13 protein-coding genes are annotated in these 14,445 nt (G+C 63.4%); 6 read left to right on the top strand and 7 right to left on the bottom strand.

Translation table 11 applies throughout. From position 1 onward, the window contains the following. Position 1 precedes the first annotated feature (1 nt). Positions 2 to 763 (top strand): DUF1236 domain-containing protein, encoded by a 762-nt coding sequence (locus AC5J09_RS07625; protein WP_494297310.1) that lies wholly within the window; start codon positions 2 to 4, stop codon positions 761 to 763. A gap of 96 nt (positions 764 to 859) precedes the next feature. Here AC5J09_RS07625 and AC5J09_RS07620 read toward each other — a convergent pair whose 3' ends face one another. Further along, positions 860 to 1,939: an AI-2E family transporter gene (locus tag AC5J09_RS07620; RefSeq protein ID WP_100670234.1), complete on the bottom strand. Its 1,080-nt coding sequence runs from the start codon at positions 1,937 to 1,939 to the stop codon at positions 860 to 862. A gap of 310 nt (positions 1,940 to 2,249) precedes the next feature. On the opposite strand from AC5J09_RS07620, the gene AC5J09_RS07615 reads away from it, so the two are divergent. The 4 genes from AC5J09_RS07615 to AC5J09_RS07600 all read left to right on the top strand — a co-directional run bounded on the left by AC5J09_RS07615 (position 2,250) and on the right by AC5J09_RS07600 (position 7,218). After that, positions 2,250 to 3,134: a helix-turn-helix domain-containing protein gene (locus tag AC5J09_RS07615; protein WP_494297309.1), complete on the top strand. Its 885-nt coding sequence runs from the start codon at positions 2,250 to 2,252 to the stop codon at positions 3,132 to 3,134. 126 nt (positions 3,135 to 3,260) lie between these two features. Then, entirely contained in the window at positions 3,261 to 3,920 is a 660-nt protein-coding gene (locus tag AC5J09_RS07610; RefSeq protein ID WP_494297308.1) for a 2Fe-2S iron-sulfur cluster-binding protein, read from the top strand. A 3-nt stretch (positions 3,921 to 3,923) separates the two neighbouring features. Next, positions 3,924 to 4,910 carry an FAD binding domain-containing protein gene (locus AC5J09_RS07605; protein WP_494297307.1) on the top strand — a complete coding sequence of 329 codons (987 nt, stop codon included), beginning with the start codon at positions 3,924 to 3,926 and terminating at the stop codon, positions 4,908 to 4,910. Positions 4,911 to 4,932: 22 nt separating this feature from the next. Continuing rightward, a complete protein-coding gene (locus AC5J09_RS07600; RefSeq protein WP_494297306.1) occupies positions 4,933 to 7,218 on the top strand; it encodes a xanthine dehydrogenase family protein molybdopterin-binding subunit in 2,286 nt (761 codons plus the stop codon). 28 nt (positions 7,219 to 7,246) lie between these two features. Here the strand turns inward: AC5J09_RS07600 and AC5J09_RS07595 are convergent, their stop codons facing one another. The 5 genes from AC5J09_RS07595 to AC5J09_RS07575 form a co-directional block, all read right to left on the bottom strand. After that, positions 7,247 to 8,095 (bottom strand): phytanoyl-CoA dioxygenase family protein, encoded by an 849-nt coding sequence (locus AC5J09_RS07595; protein WP_494297305.1) that lies wholly within the window; start codon positions 8,093 to 8,095, stop codon positions 7,247 to 7,249. A 49-nt stretch (positions 8,096 to 8,144) separates the two neighbouring features. Beyond that, positions 8,145 to 9,137 (bottom strand): ABC transporter permease, encoded by a 993-nt coding sequence (locus AC5J09_RS07590; protein WP_018098831.1) that lies wholly within the window; start codon positions 9,135 to 9,137, stop codon positions 8,145 to 8,147. A 12-nt stretch (positions 9,138 to 9,149) separates the two neighbouring features. Then, positions 9,150 to 10,154, bottom strand: a complete 1,005-nt coding sequence (locus tag AC5J09_RS07585) for an ABC transporter permease (RefSeq protein ID WP_324763678.1) — start codon at positions 10,152 to 10,154, stop codon at positions 9,150 to 9,152. Position 10,155: 1 nt separating this feature from the next. Then, complete coding sequence (locus AC5J09_RS07580; protein WP_494297304.1) at positions 10,156 to 11,649, bottom strand: sugar ABC transporter ATP-binding protein; 1,494 nt, start codon at positions 11,647 to 11,649, stop codon at positions 10,156 to 10,158. Positions 11,650 to 11,749: 100 nt separating this feature from the next. Continuing rightward, positions 11,750 to 12,733, bottom strand: a complete 984-nt coding sequence (locus tag AC5J09_RS07575) for an ABC transporter substrate-binding protein (RefSeq protein WP_100670243.1) — start codon at positions 12,731 to 12,733, stop codon at positions 11,750 to 11,752. 163 nt (positions 12,734 to 12,896) lie between these two features. On the opposite strand from AC5J09_RS07575, the gene AC5J09_RS07570 reads away from it, so the two are divergent. After that, the gene (locus AC5J09_RS07570) at positions 12,897 to 14,009 is read left to right on the top strand and encodes a LacI family DNA-binding transcriptional regulator (protein ID WP_275599146.1); all 1,113 of its coding nucleotides are present in this window, start codon (positions 12,897 to 12,899) and stop codon (positions 14,007 to 14,009) included. A 98-nt stretch (positions 14,010 to 14,107) separates the two neighbouring features. Here the strand turns inward: AC5J09_RS07570 and AC5J09_RS07565 are convergent, their stop codons facing one another. Continuing rightward, positions 14,108 to 14,443 (bottom strand): cupin domain-containing protein, encoded by a 336-nt coding sequence (locus AC5J09_RS07565; RefSeq protein WP_100670244.1) that lies wholly within the window; start codon positions 14,441 to 14,443, stop codon positions 14,108 to 14,110. Between the last annotated feature and the right edge of the window lie 2 nt (positions 14,444 to 14,445).

The raw sequence follows: 14,445 nt of genomic DNA, 5'->3' as shown, positions 1-14,445 counted from the left end.
GATGAAGGGTATCCTTATCAAGAGTGCGCTCGCTTTGAGCCTCGGGGTTGCGTCCACCCAGGTCTTTGCACAGACGGAACAGCCGGCACAGGGGCAATCCACCGATTGCCCGGCCGGGACGGAATGTCCGCAGGGCGGCGCGCAACAGGATCAGCAGCCTGACGCTCAAGGGGGTGCGACACAGCAGGACGGGCAGACGGGCCAGGACCAGCAACAGCCGGCAGATCAGAAACAGCCCGCCGATCAGCAGCAACCGGCCGACCAGGGCCAGCAGCAGGATCAGCAAGATCAACAGAAGCAGCCTGACCAGCAGCAGCAGGACCAGCAGGGGGAAACAGGCACGCAGCAGGATCAAGGCGGCTCGCAAAGCGGGGAGACGGGGACCGACACGCAGACCGAGCAGCAGGACTCCGAGCAGCAGCCCGCGCAGGGCGAAACCAAGGAACCCGCTCAAGGCCAGTCCCAGTCGACCGAGCAGGGTGAGTCCTCCGGCTCTTCCGGAGATGTCGACGTGACGGTAGAGCAGAAAACCGAAATCACGCAGATCATCAAGGAAGAGAACGTCGAGCCGATCGACGTCGACTTCGACGTATCCGTCGGAGTGGCAGTACCGGAAACCGTCAAGGTCAGGCTGAAGCCGCTTCCGACCCGCATCGTGAAGATCGTGCCGAGATATGAAGGTTACCTGTTCTTCATCCTCGCCGACGGTCGGATCGTCATCGTCGAACCCTCGTCGCTGGAGATCGTGGTGATCCTCGCCTGACGGCTTGCCTGATGAAGCTGCCCGTCTGATTTTCAGGCGGGCCATTCTCCTCGACCCACGGTCGTGCGCCGTGGGGTTTCGATCCTTTCCGGCGCCTCAAACCTCGGGGTTCGAATTGTGCCGGCGCCAGATATCCAGGAGCAGCAGCGTCACCGTGAAGGCTACCGGGCCGATCACCAGCCCAGCCGACCCGAATACGATTATGCCTCCGATCATGCTCATGAAGGCCGTCAGCGTGTGGAGCTTCAGGCGATCTCCCACGAAGATGGGGTAGAGAAGATTGTCGATGGTCGCGACCACTCCGGCGCCCCAGGCGACGAGTATAAGCGCCTTTCCCCACTCGCCGCCCAAGGCCAGCGACAGCGCGGCCGGAAGCCAGACGATGAAGGCGCCGAGCACCGGCACGACGGCGAGCAAACCCATGGCGAGGCCCCAGACTACGGGCGCCGGCAGACCGAGCAACCAGAACATCAGGCCGCCCATCGCGCCCTGTACGGCAGCAACGGCCACCGTGCCGAAGACGACGGCCTGCACCGTTTCGTTTACCCGCGTGAACAGCCGGTTCATCTCCTGCGAGCTGAGAGGGGAATATTCCTTCAGCGCGCCCAGCGCCTGCTGGCCGTCACGCAGGAAATAGAACAGAAAATAGAATGTCAGGATGGCGTCGACGATCTGGGCAACGGACCCACGCACGAATGAGGCGCTGAAGTTGGTAAGCCAACTGGTCGCGCTGCCTGCGATCCCGGCCAGATCGAGCTGCGTTTCGACCCAGACGACGACCGGTGCAAGGCGTGGATGGTTGGCGAGCGCATCGCTCCATTTACCCGACCTCACCGCTTCCTCGACGATCTGTGCCCCCTTGGCAGCCTCGTTTACCAACCGTTCCGCCATGAAGGTGAGCGGAACAGCCACGACGAAGACGGCGATCGCCACGGTCGCCCCGGCGGCGGCTTCCGGGTAGCGGAAGCGTTTTTCGATCCGACGATGCAGCGGCCGGAACATCACGGTGAGCACGAGCGCCCATGTGAGTGCGGGCAGGAAGGGGACGGCTAGGAAGTAGCAGACGACCAATCCCACGGCGAGCGCGACAAGGATTGCCAATGTCCGCGACCGCCGCGGCGTCAGTAGGCGTTCTGGAGCATCCTTTTCCTCAGCTACGGAAACACTCTTCGCCATCGCGTTTTCTTCGCTCGTTTGCGGGCAGTTCGGGTCCAGTCGGACAGACTTGTCAAAAGATAACGCATCTCACCGAAAGACGTTGCGACAGCCAGATGCAAACGGGCGCACCATGCGAGGAATTGTCCCGATCGTTCCCGTTGGTCCTGGCTGGTGGGAGCCACTACACGACACTTTGAACATGGTTTGGTGGCGCAACCGGCTTGGATGCTGGAGAGTTCGTGCGGGCGAGAAGGTGAGGACCCTGGGGCATGGCGGTGGCGCATGGGCGCCGGCGCGGTTTGGTTCGGTAGAACACAGGACGATAGATATGTCTTTCAGGCCGCTTTTCGGTAGTGGGCGAATTCGGACTGCCGGAGAGCAGCCGGCGCAGCCCACGACAGCTTGCTGGGCCGGTTCCTCGGTCGTTTTCGATCGTCGGCGGTGGGCGTGTCAGGAAGCCGAACTTCGCTGGACGGCGCCGCATCACGTACTCGTCCTGACGGAGGAAGGCGCCACATCGCAGACCTCCATCCGATCCGATGGAAAGATGGTTTATGAGGGGCGGGACCGATCTGGTGCGATAACGTTCGTGCCCGCGGGGGTGGAACGCCTCGGTGCCTATCGGGACGTCGACCTTACCTATTCCGCCCTGTGGATCAAACCCCGGTCTATCTCTCCCGCCAGTGATCACCTGCAGGATTTGCCGGTCCTGATAAACAAGAGCGACAATGTGATCAGCGCGCTGTTGCAATCGTTGAGCAGCGAGATATCCAGCGGCCATATCCCCGACTCGGCCTATATGGAACATCTGATTGCGCTCGTCACTTTGCGGATACGTGGCTTCGATGACGAGCCCGTACCGGTTCCCCGCCATGGCTCCCTCGGCAGCCGCGTCGTCAAACGGGTCCGTGACTATATAGACGCACACTTGGACGGCGACATTTCCCTCGGCGATTTGGCCGATGTCGCCGGTGTTGCCCCGGATTCTTTTGCGCGTCGCTTCAAAGTCACGACCGGCTTCGCGCCTTACGCCTATGTGCTCGAGGAACGCATCCGGCGCTCGGAAGTGCTCCTGTGCGAGACCGACACGACGCTGAGCGCGATCGCTTTGAGCTGCGGTTTCTCGAGCCAGAGCCACTTCACCACGACATTCAAGCGCCTGCGAGGTGTCACCCCTCACGCCTATCGGTCGAAAGTTGTTCCGGAATCCTGATAACCCCGCCGATTTCCTGAAAGAAATGGCAGGCGCGGGAGGCCATGTTGTCTCCTGTCGATGCGCGCCGCTCGGCGCGTTCCAGGCGGCGGGAATCCACCTCGCAGTCGAATCCGGAGATGACTCATGGACGAAACGCAAAAGGACAATGGACCGACGCGAAGGGCGGTGCTCGAGGGCGGTGCAGCCACGACCCTGCTCCTCATCGCCGGCCTGCCCGTCGGGCGCGCCGCTGCAACCGGTGCTGCTGGCGCACCGTCAGCAGGCCCGGCGTCCACGCTGCCGGTGCTGCTCAACATCAATTCCAATGACGTCGCGGTGGAAGTGGATCCGCGGACCACGCTGCTCGACACCCTGCGCAACCATCTCGGTCTCACCGGTTCGAAAAAGGGTTGCGACCATGGTCAATGCGGAGCCTGCACCGTTCTTGTGAACGGACGCCGGATCAATGCCTGTCTGACGCTCGCCGCGATGCATGAGGGCGATGAGATCACCACGATCGAGGGGCTTGCAGGTGAGGACGAACTTCACCCGATGCAAGCGGCATTCATCGAACACGATGGTTTTCAGTGCGGCTATTGCACACCCGGACAGATATGCTCCGCAGTCGGAATGCTGCGGGAGGTCGGCGAAGGTTGGCCGAGCCACGCAACCGCCGATGTTGCGGCCGCCTCCCACAATCTCACCGATGCCGAAATCCGCGAGCGCATGAGCGGCAATCTCTGCCGTTGCGCCGCTTACCCCAACATCGTAGCCGCCATTCGCGATGCGGCAGGGAGGTCATGAAGCATGCAGCCCTTCTCCTATCAGCGGGCCGACACAGTGGAGACGGCCGTTGCGGCTGTGGCGCGTCGGCCGGCGGCACGTTTCATCGCCGGCGGCACCAATCTCCTGGATCTGATGAAACTGGGTATCGAGCGCCCGGATCATCTCGTCGACATCGGCCGTTTGGGACTCGACCGTATCGAGCCGACCGAGGAGGGCGGATTGCATATCGGCGCTCAGGTCCGCAACAGCGATCTCGCCGCCGATCCGATCGTCAGGTCACGCTACTCGGTTCTGTCTCAGGCGCTGCTGGCGGGCGCCTCCGGCCAGATACGAAACAAGGCTTCGACAGCCGGCAACCTTCTCCAGCGTACTAGATGCCCCTATTTTTACGACCGCAACATGCCTTGCAACAAACGAGAACCGGGCGCCGGTTGCGCCGCACTGAAGGGCTTCAACCGGATGCATGCGGTCATCGGAACGAGCCAGGCGTGCATTGCCGTGCATCCCTCAGACATGGCGGTCGCCATGGCGGTGCTCGACGCTGCAGTCGAAACCGTCTCACCGGGAGGTGAAACGCGTTCGATCCCGATCGGAGATCTCTACCGGCTGCCTGGCACGACGCCGCACCAGGAGACCGTGCTTGCCCACGGCGAAATGATCACCGGCGTCACACTGCCGCCACCACCGGCGGGCCGGCAGGCGTATCGCAAGGTGCGCGACCGCGCCTCCTACGCGTTCGCCCTCGTTTCCGTTGCAGCGATCATCGAGGTTTCCGGCAATCGGGTGCGAACCGCTCGTGTCGCCTTGGGCGGCGTTGCGCCGAAACCCTGGCGGGCCCTGGAAACCGAGAGCAGGCTCGCGGATGCGGCACTATCGGACCATGTGCTGACGGACGCCGCGGAGGCCGCCCTGGCGGGAGCCGCCGGATATGGCGGCAACGACTTCAAGATTCCCTTGGGCAAGCGGACGGTGCGTTACACGCTCGCTTCCCTGGCCGAACAAGCATGATCCGAGCAAACTGGTGGACACTATGACGGATAAGGCGCAGCGAAATACCACAAGCGGTGGCGGCAGCCTCATAGGCAAACCCATCGACCGCGTCGATGGACCGGTCAAGGTTACCGGCACCGCCACCTATGCCTACGAAGTTGCGGAGGGCCCGCTTCCGGCTTTCGGTTTTGTGCTGGGTGCGGGCATCGCCAAAGGCCGCATTCTGGAAATCGAAACCGGCCAGGCCGAACGAACGCCGGGCGTCCTTCACGTGATGACGCATCTGAATGCACCGCCGCAACCGCAATTTGGTCCAGCCGTCACGCCGGCCGTGCGCGATGTTTTCACCCGTGCGCGACCCGTGCTCCGCGACGACCGCATTCGCCACTATGACGAGCCCATCGCTCTTGTGGTCGGCGAGACCTTCGAGGCGGCACGCGCCGCTGCGGCCCTCATCAAGGTGCGCTACGACGAAGCAGCCGGCGACTTCGGCCTCGAAGAGCGCCGCGGAGCGGCCTACGCACCGCAGCGGACCAATGCAGGCTTTGATACGGATAGTGCAGTGGGCGATTTCGATGCGGCCTTTGCCGAGGCGGCGGTGCGGATCGACATGACCTACCGTACGCCCTATCAGCACCACAATCCGATGGAGCCCCATGCGACGTTGGCGATCTGGCAGGGCGACGACGTGACGATCCATACCTCGGCCCAGACCCTCTCGAACTTTCGTGCCGGTCTCGCCGCGACCCTCGGCATTCCTCTCGAGCGCGTGCGCGTGATCAGCCGTTACATCGGTGGTGGTTTCGGCTCCAAACTCATCGTCCACGCCGATTTGGTGCTCGCGGCTCTGGCCGCGCGCACTCTCGGAAGACCCGTCAAGGTCGCCCTGACGCGCCAGCAGATGTTCGCCAATGCCGGGCACCGTGCGGAAATGCTTCAGACCGTTCGATTGGGCGCGAGCTCCGACGGAAAACTGCTTGCTCTCGGACACGATGTCTGGTCGGCAACCTCTCGCGTCGAAGAATTCTGCGAGCAGACGGCGGTCTTCGCCCGTTCGCTCTATGCCGCGCCCAGTCGCCTGACCCGGCACCGGCTCGTTCCAGTCGACCTCAACAGAGGCGAGTGGATGCGATCTCCCGGCGAGGCGCCAGGCATGCTCGCGCTGGAATGCGCCATGGACGAGTTGGCCGAGCGGCTGGGTCTTGACCCGATCGAGCTCAGGATCCGCAACGAGCCCGATCTCGATCCCGAGCGCGGGGTGCCGTTTTCCACGCGTAACCTCGTGGCATGCATGCAGGAGGGCGCGCGGCGCTTCAGTTGGGAGCGGCGCAGGTCGGAACCGGGCAGCCTGCGCGAAGGCCGGAAGTTGGTTGGCCTCGGCATGGCGGCTGCGATCCGGCCGAACTACATCGGAGCGGCGGCGGCTTCGGTTCGGATCGATGCGGAGGGACGAGTGACCGCTCGCCTCGACATGACCGATATCGGTACGGGGACCTACACCATCCTGACGCAGATAGCCGTCGATACCCTCGGCGTTCCGATTGCGGCAGTCACGATCGAGCTTGGAGATAGCCGCTTTCCCTTGACCGCAGGCTCCGGCGGTTCCTGGGGAGCGGCAAGTGCCGGGACGGCCCTCTTGCGTGCGTGCGAGGCGCTGAAACGCAAGATCGTGGCCGCGCTGCGCGCGCAAAATGGTGCACCCGACCAGAATTCCGGGACTGACGACGTCTCGATGGTCGCAGGAACGGTCCGCTTCGGCGAACGGACGGAAGCATTGCCGGAATTTATGCGGCGCGTCGCACCCGAAGGGCTCGACGCCACGGGCTCGGTCGAGGCCGGTGCGAGCACCGAGAGCTACCGCGCATTCTCGCAGCATTCGTATGGCGCGCATTTCGCCGAGGTGAGCGTCGATTGCGACACGGGAGAGGTTCGTGCGAGGCGCTTGCTCGCCGTGATCGGCGCAGGCCGTATTCTCAATGCCAAGACGGCGCGTTCACAGATACTCGGAGGTATGATCTGGGGTCTCGGCGCAGCCTTGATGGAGGAATCCGTCCTTGACCGCCGCTACGGATGTTTCGTCAATCATGACCTTGCCGAGTACCACGTTCCGGTCAACAGCGACGTTCCCGACCTCGATGTCGTGTTCATGGAGGAGAGCGATGACAAGGCCAACCCTTTCGGCGCAAAGGGCCTCGGAGAGCTCGGCGTTTGCGGTGCCGGCGCGGCGATCGCCAATGCGGTCTATAACGCCACCGGAGTAAGGGTTCGCGAGTTCCCGCTGACCCTGGACAAGGTCCTGCCGGGCCTGGCGACGGTTGCGCTTTGAATTCCGGCGAAAGCGAGCTGTGGGACCCTCAGGTCGGTGTCGAGCCCATCACCAGACCTTCGATGTCGTGCTTCTGCGTGACGGGGATCAGTTCCTCGACGACACTGCAGACGAGGTGCTGCTTCACCAGAACGGGCAGGGCATCAAAGTAATCCTGCGTCACCATCATGTCGTGCAGTTCGGCGTGGCCGGCGCCGGGCGCGTCGACGCCGAGGACCATGACCGGACGGGCGATCGGCGAAGCATGTTCCGTACCCCGATGGATGGTGAGCGCGGAGCGGCACGAAACGTCTCCCAGCTTCGGATATTTGCGCGTCGCGAGCTCCTGAAACTCAGGCCACCTCTCCTTGGGCGGGAACATTTCATGCTTCCACTCCCTGCCGTCGAGCCACTGGGTGCCGGGCGCGATCTCGAACGGACCCATGTCCTCCGTCACGTCCACGCCGGTGAGATTGAAGGCAAGCGAGGTGATGCGGCGCTCGACATAGGTTTCGGGCGGCGAGGGGAAGTCGCGGTGCCAGGGCTGGTACTTCGCCCCCTGGAACGGCACGTCGAAACCGATCTCGACGATCTGATAGTCGGGACCGAGCACCGCCTCGCACATGCCGGCCACCCACGGATGGGTGACGAGGTCGACGAAGCCAGAAAAATCCTGCGGATGGATCTCGACGTACCAGCGGCGCGGGCCACGGCCGACGGCGCCACCCGGCCGCTGAATGGCCGACCAGAAGGCCGTCATCATGTCCTCACGCATCGTTTCGGCCCATTCGCGTGAGAAGGCACTCTTCAGTCCGGTAATGCCCTCCCGTTGCAAGGCTTCGACGGACGCGCTGAAATCGTAGCCCGACCGGTTTTCATGTGTTGCTGTCGTAGTCATCACATCTCCTCTTGCTTCGCATTGTCGCGGGCTTCACCATGGCCGCATCTCAGATGCGTTCCTCGCCTGTTCGGCGTGACATCAATCGCGCCTGAAGAACGACGACGATCAGCAGGAAGCCGCCGCGGATGACGGATTGCCAATAGGCCGAAAGGGAAATCCACCCGAGACCGTTCTCGAAATTCAGGATATTGAACACCATTGCGAGCAGAAGGGCGCCCGCAAGCGTCGCCCCGACAGAGCCCGAACCGCCTGTCAGAAGCGTACCTCCGACGACTACGGAGGCGATCGCGAAGAGTTCCCAGCCGACTCCCTCGGTCGGTTGGCCGGCACCGAACTGCGAGGCGAGGATGACGCCTGCGAGCCCCGCCAGCGCGCCGGAGCCGACATAGACGGCGGCGAGCGTCCGCCTCACCTTCAGGCCCATCAATGCGGCCGTCGCTTCGCCGTCGCCGATCGCCAGCACATGGCGGCCGACGGGCAGGCGTTCGAGCACCAGCCAGCCAGCAACATAGACGAGAAGGGCGATCCAGGCGGGAATCGGAAAGCCAAGGAAGTCGTCCTGACCTATCGCCGTGAAGCCGCTGTCGTAGGAAACGGAGACGGACTGGTTTCCCGCAAGCAGCAAGCCGGTGCCGTAGGCCGCCAGCATTGTCGCGAGCGTCGCGATAAAAGGCTGGATGCGCATGACGGTCACGGTGAAACCGTTCAATGCTCCGACGGCAAGACCCGCCGCGATGCCGCCGAAGAGACCTGCGGCCCAATGATAGGGCGACAGAAGCGCGGCGACGACGCTCGCCATGGCTGCGGTACCGCCGACGGAGAGATCGATGCCCCCCGTCATGATGACGAAGGCCATGCCCAGCGCGATCAGCGCGAACATGGAGTTGTAACGCAGGAAGCTCAGGATGTTGTATTGCGACAGGAAGTTTTCGTAGCGCAGCGCTCCGAACAGGATGAGGCCGAACAGCGCCAGGATGACGCCTAGGCGGGCCATATCGCCGGGGGACTTGAGGGCAAGAGCCTTGAGGAGTGAGTTCATCGGCATTCTCCCTCACGACTTTCCGGCGCGCTGCTGGATGAACACCGCAAGTAAGATCAGTGCAGCCTTGACGATCAAGGCGGCCGCGTCCGGCACGCCATTGGCCAGCAGGGTGTAGCGCACCAGCTGGATGACCAGTGCGCCGATCACGGTGCCCACGATGTTTGCCCGCCCGCCGGTCAGAAGCGTGCCGCCGACGGCGACTGCGGCGATCGCGTCGAGCTCCATGCCGAGGCCGACGAGGTTCGCGTCGCTTGCGGAATTGCGCGCGACGACGATGAGGCCCGCCACCCCGGCAAGCGCGCCGCTGATCGTGTAGACAAGCAGTTTGACGCGGTGGACGGGTATGCCGGTGAGGCGTGCGGCCTTCTCGTTGCCTCCGACCGCGATGACCTGCCGCCCGAACACCGTGTAGCGGATTGCCGCCCAGGCGATCGCCGCGATCGCAATCATCAGGATCACCTGGGCGGGAATGCCGGCGATACGCCCCAGGGCGATGAATTGGAAACCTTCGTTCCGGAAGACCTGCAGGTTGCCGTTGGTCATTACCTGGGCGATGCCGCGGCCTGCGATGAACAGCACGAGGGTCGCGATGATCGGCTGGATGGCGAAACGGGTCACGAGGAGGCCGTTGAAAAGACCGAGCAGCCCCGTCGCGACGACCGGCAGAACGAAGGCCAGCGCCACGGCCACGGGCATGGAGGAAATCGGAAACAGCGTCCCCATGAAGATCATCGGCGCAAGCGCACCGCCGATCGCCATCAGGGAGCCAACCGAAAGATCGATGCCGCCGGTGGCTATCACGAGCGTCATTCCGATGGCGACGATCACGATCGTGGCGACCTGGGTGAGATTGACGTTGAGCGTCTGCAGCGACAGGAAGTTCGGAGTGAAAACGACGTTGAACAGGATCAGGGCCAGGAAGGCGGCGACGGTGCCGTAACGCCCGGCGAGCCTAAAGAAACGTTTGCCGGAGGGGACGGTGCCTGCGGTCGCCTGTGTCTCGATCGTCGTCATGCTACTCCACCTGATGTGCCATGGCGGCAAAGAGCGCAGCCTCGCTCAATTCCTTGCGCCGCAGCACGGCGACCGAGGTTCCGTCGCTAAGCACGGTTACCCGGTCGGCCGCCGCGAGCAATTCCTCGAGTTCGGACGAAATCATCAGCACGCCGAGGCCCTCGTCGGCGAGCCGGCGCAGGAGGCGGAGGATTTCCGATTTGGCGCCGATATCGATGCCGCGGGTCGGCTCGTCGACGATCAGGAGCTTGGGATCGGTACAGAGCCACCGGCCGAGCAGGACTTTCTGCTGATTGCCGCCGGAAAGTTCCTTGATAGGTTGGTCCGGCGAGGTGCATTTGATGCCCAGCGCCGCGATGTAGCGAACGACGATTTCATCCTGGCGCGTGCGATCGACGATACCGGCGCGGGCGAGCTTCGGCAGAAGCGCGAGCGTCATGTTTTCGCGAATACTCATATCGGGAATGATGCCGTCGACCTTCCGGTCCTCGGCGACGAGCCCGATGCCGTCGGCAATTGCGTCCGCGGGCTGGCGATAGGAGCGGGCTTCGCCATCGTAGCGAATTTCGCCGCGCTGCAGCCGCTCGGCGCCGAAAATCAGGTTGGCCGTTTCGGTTCGGCCGGAGCCGAGCAAGCCGGCAAGCCCGGAGATCTCGCCTTCGCGCACCGTGAGGCTCACATCCCGCACGCGGACGCCGGCGCCCGCATTCCGGACCGATAGCCGCACCGGTCGCTGTGCGCCCTCGTCGGCGTCCTTGGCGATCGCTTCGAAGGCCGCGAGTTCTTTGCCCAGCATATGGCGCACCAGTGCGAGCTTCGGCATGTCCGCCATTGCGGCCGTCGCCACGGTCTTGCCGTCACGCATGATGGTGACCCTGTCGCAGATCCGGTAGAGCTCGTCGAGACGATGGCCGATGAAGACGACCGAGACGCCGCCGCGTTTGAGCGTCCTTATGGTGTCGAAAAGGATGCCGACTTCCCGCTCGTCGAGGGAAGAGGTCGGTTCGTCCATGATGACGAGCCGTGCCTTCTGTGTCACGGCGCGCGCGATGGCAACCATCTGCCGGGTAGCGGCGCTGAAGCCGGCGACAGGTTGATCGACGTCGATCTCCAGATTGAAGGTCCGCAGCACGTCGGCGGCGCCTTGTCGCATCGCGGCCCGGTCGATCATGCCGAAGCGGCGGGGTTCGCGCGACAGATAGATGTTTTCGGCGACGGAGCGCTGCGGGGCGAGGTTGATCTCCTGGTAGATCGTCGCAATGCCTCGGGCCTGGCTCTCCGCCGGCATGCTGAAGGATACGTCCTCTCCCGCAAAGACGACCGCACCCTCGTCGCGGCGGTACGCGCCGGTCAATATCTTGATGAGCGTCGACTTGCCCGCGCCGTTCTGCCCGACGAGTGCCATGACCTCGGCTTCGCCGACTTCGAGAGAAGCCGCACGAAGCGCCGGAATGCCGTTGAACGACTTGCAGATGCCCTGCATGGACAGAAGCATAAGTCCTCCCGATGCCGATCTGTCTATATCGCGGCCGATTTCGCAGCGATTGCGGACTTCGCCAGCCGGCCGGAGCGATCCGGCCGGCCGGCGAAGGATGTCAGTAGGCGTTGGCGAGTTCGGCAGCCGCGTTTGACGCGTCGTAGAACTTGTCCTCGTTTATGACCGTGGGGTCGATCTTCTCGCCCTTGGCATAGCGCAGCATCGTCTCGAAGGCCTTGGGCCCGAAGCGCGGATTGCACTCGACCACCGCGGCGATCTTTCCATCGATGACCGCCTGCACCGCTTCCTTGCCGCCGTCGATCGACAAGACCAGCACGTCCTTGCCCGGGACCTTGCCCGCCGCCTCTATTGCGGCAATGGCACCGATCGCCATCTCGTCGTTATGGGCATAGACGATGTCGGCATCCGGATGCGCCTGCAACAGGGCTTCGGCGACCTGCCGGCCCTTGTCGCGTGCGAAATCGCCCGACTGCGATGCGACGATCTCGAAGCCGCCTGCCGCCTTGATCGTCTCGTCGAAACCTTTCTTCCGGTCGTTGGCCGGCGACGAGCCGGTCGTACCCTCGAGCTCGATGATCTTCGATTTGCCGTTGGCATTCTTGACGAGCCACTCGGCGATGCGCCTGCCCTCTTCGATGAAATCCGAGCCGATGAAGGTCACGTAGTCCTCGCCGGCCTTGGCAAGCGACGGATCGACGCTGCGGTCGAGCAGGATGACGGGAATGCCGGCCTTCTTGGCGGCCATGACGGCGGGGATCAACGGCTTCTCTTCGCGCGGCGCCAGGAAGATCAGGTCCACGCCTTGGGCGATCATCGAGTTGACGTCGGCCACCTGCTTGGCCGCGGACCCGGCGGCGTCCGTGTAGACGAGCTGATGGCCGAGCTTCTCGGCCTCGGCTTTCATGCTGTTTGTCTGGGCAATACGCCAGGGATTGTTGGATTCCGTTTGCGCGAAACCGACCTTATAGGTCTCCTTCTGCGCCAGTTTGGGCAGTTCCGCGAAAGCGACGGTGCCGGCGACGGCGATTGCGCCGGCCGCCGTGGCCGCAAGCATGAACGCGCGACGTGAAATCCTGTTCATCGTGTTCTCTCCTCCCGGTTTGCCGGTACTCCTCTACCGGCTGCGAGCAACTTTATGCTTCACACGGGAAAACCTTGCGCTAATATTATTAGCAGTCAAGGCTAAAGTTATTAGCACGTGCACAAATTGAATGCGGCGTTGCAGCGCCGGACTGGGGAACGAAATGGCAAAGGGCAATGGGGGCGGTGCGTCGACTAAGGAAGCGGGCGGCGGCCGGCCGACCATGACCGACGTGGCGCGTATCGCCGGCGTCTCGCAATCGAGCGTTTCCCTCGTTCTGAATGAAATGTCCGGAGCCCGCATCTCGGCCGAAACAAGGGCGCGCGTGCGGGAAGCGGCGCGAAAGATCGGGTACAGGCTGCCGAATACCCGGCAGGATCTCGCCCGCGCTCCCGCGATCGAAAAGGATACGATAGCCTTCATAGTAGACGAGATATCGACCAGTCCGCACCCGGTGGTCAGCCTCGACGGAATTCGCGACTACGCCTTCGAACAGGGCCTGCTCGTTTCCGCGCACGCGACCCGTTCCAACCCCGACCTTGAGAGCGCCGTGCTGCGCGCTGTATTGCGCGATCCGGCAATCGCTGGAGTGATTTATGCGACGATCTTCACACGAAAGGTGAGCGTTCCGCGCGAACTGGCGAACATTCCGACCATTCTGCTGAACTGCTATGCCGAGCCGCGCCAGCACCTGGCGATCGTACCCGGAGAGGTCGCCGGAGGCTTCGCGGCGACGGCGCATCTGACTTCTCTCGGACACCAGCGTATCGGCTTCATCAACGGCGAACCGTGGATGGATGCCGCAATCGATCGGCTCAAAGGCTACAAGCAGGCGCTGGCCACCGCCGATATCGCCTATGACGAATCCCTGGTGCGCAATGGCGACTGGCTGCCCTTGCGCGGCTACGAGGCTGCACTCGAGCTGCTTGCCATCGACAATCCGCCGACCGCGATCTTCTGCGGCAACGACCTGATGGCGATCGGGGCGCTCGAAGCAGCTTCGGAGCGCGGGCTTCGCGTGCCGCAGGACCTGTCGGTAATGGGTTACGACGACCAGGAACTCGCCCGCTACACGCATCCGCCGCTTTCGACGCTGGTGCTGCCGAACTATGAAATGGGTCAGAAGGCGGCGGAAATGCTGATCGACATGGCGATACACGGAAAGAACCCGCGCCCGATGACGATCAAGGTGGATGGCCCTCTGGTAGAACGGGGAACGACGGCAGCCATCCCCGAGAGGATGACTGGACGTGCTCTTGCCTTGCGCGAGGGGTGAGCGGCGTCGGACCGGAATGCCCGACGCAGGTGGGACGCGACGGCTTCAAGTCTTGCGGCTGCGCGGTTGCAGACGGAAAACCGCTTCCTTGAACTGCTCTATTTCAGGAAATCGGCGCGGTGCGGCGTGAAGCTGTCGATCAGCCGGCCGGCCTCCAGCGCCTTTACGCCATGGACCACGCCCGACGGAGCAATGAAACTGTCGCCGGTCGAAAGAACCTGCGTGTGCTCGCCGACGGTGACTTCGAACCTGCCCTCTGCGATATAGCTTCCCTGCACATGAGGGTGCGAGTGGAGTGCGCCGATTCCGCCTTTCTCGAAGGCGAATTCGACCAGCATCAGCTCGTCGGTATGCAGGATCACCCGGCGCCGATTGCCCTGTCCGAGCTCTGTCCATTCGCCGTCGTCGCCACGGGCAAAAAGTTTCGTGTCCATCG

It is taken from the genome of Sinorhizobium sp., assembly GCF_059070375.1.
Note: the sequence above shows the minus strand (reverse complement) of the source record. Positions and strands in the feature narration are given on the sequence as shown.

Excerpts from the sequence above, each read along its gene's own strand:
- AC5J09_RS07600 (WP_494297306.1), top strand. The coding sequence starts at position 4,933 with ATGACGGATAAGGCGCAGCGAAATACCACAAGCGGTGGCGGCAGCCTC.
- AC5J09_RS07625 (WP_494297310.1), top strand. The coding sequence starts at position 2 with ATGAAGGGTATCCTTATCAAGAGTGCGCTCGCTTTGAGCCTCGGGGTT.
- AC5J09_RS07585 (WP_324763678.1), bottom strand. The coding sequence starts at position 10,154 with ATGACGACGATCGAGACACAGGCGACCGCAGGCACCGTCCCCTCCGGC.
- AC5J09_RS07580 (WP_494297304.1), bottom strand. The coding sequence starts at position 11,649 with ATGCTTCTGTCCATGCAGGGCATCTGCAAGTCGTTCAACGGCATTCCG.
- AC5J09_RS07610 (WP_494297308.1), top strand. The coding sequence starts at position 3,261 with ATGGACGAAACGCAAAAGGACAATGGACCGACGCGAAGGGCGGTGCTC.
- AC5J09_RS07595 (WP_494297305.1), bottom strand. The coding sequence starts at position 8,095 with ATGACTACGACAGCAACACATGAAAACCGGTCGGGCTACGATTTCAGC.
- AC5J09_RS07570 (WP_275599146.1), top strand. The coding sequence starts at position 12,897 with ATGGCAAAGGGCAATGGGGGCGGTGCGTCGACTAAGGAAGCGGGCGGC.
- AC5J09_RS07565 (WP_100670244.1), bottom strand. The coding sequence starts at position 14,443 with ATGGACACGAAACTTTTTGCCCGTGGCGACGACGGCGAATGGACAGAG.
- AC5J09_RS07615 (WP_494297309.1), top strand. The coding sequence starts at position 2,250 with ATGTCTTTCAGGCCGCTTTTCGGTAGTGGGCGAATTCGGACTGCCGGA.
- AC5J09_RS07575 (WP_100670243.1), bottom strand. The coding sequence starts at position 12,733 with ATGAACAGGATTTCACGTCGCGCGTTCATGCTTGCGGCCACGGCGGCC.
- AC5J09_RS07605 (WP_494297307.1), top strand. The coding sequence starts at position 3,924 with ATGCAGCCCTTCTCCTATCAGCGGGCCGACACAGTGGAGACGGCCGTT.
- AC5J09_RS07590 (WP_018098831.1), bottom strand. The coding sequence starts at position 9,137 with ATGAACTCACTCCTCAAGGCTCTTGCCCTCAAGTCCCCCGGCGATATG.
- AC5J09_RS07620 (WP_100670234.1), bottom strand. The coding sequence starts at position 1,939 with ATGGCGAAGAGTGTTTCCGTAGCTGAGGAAAAGGATGCTCCAGAACGC.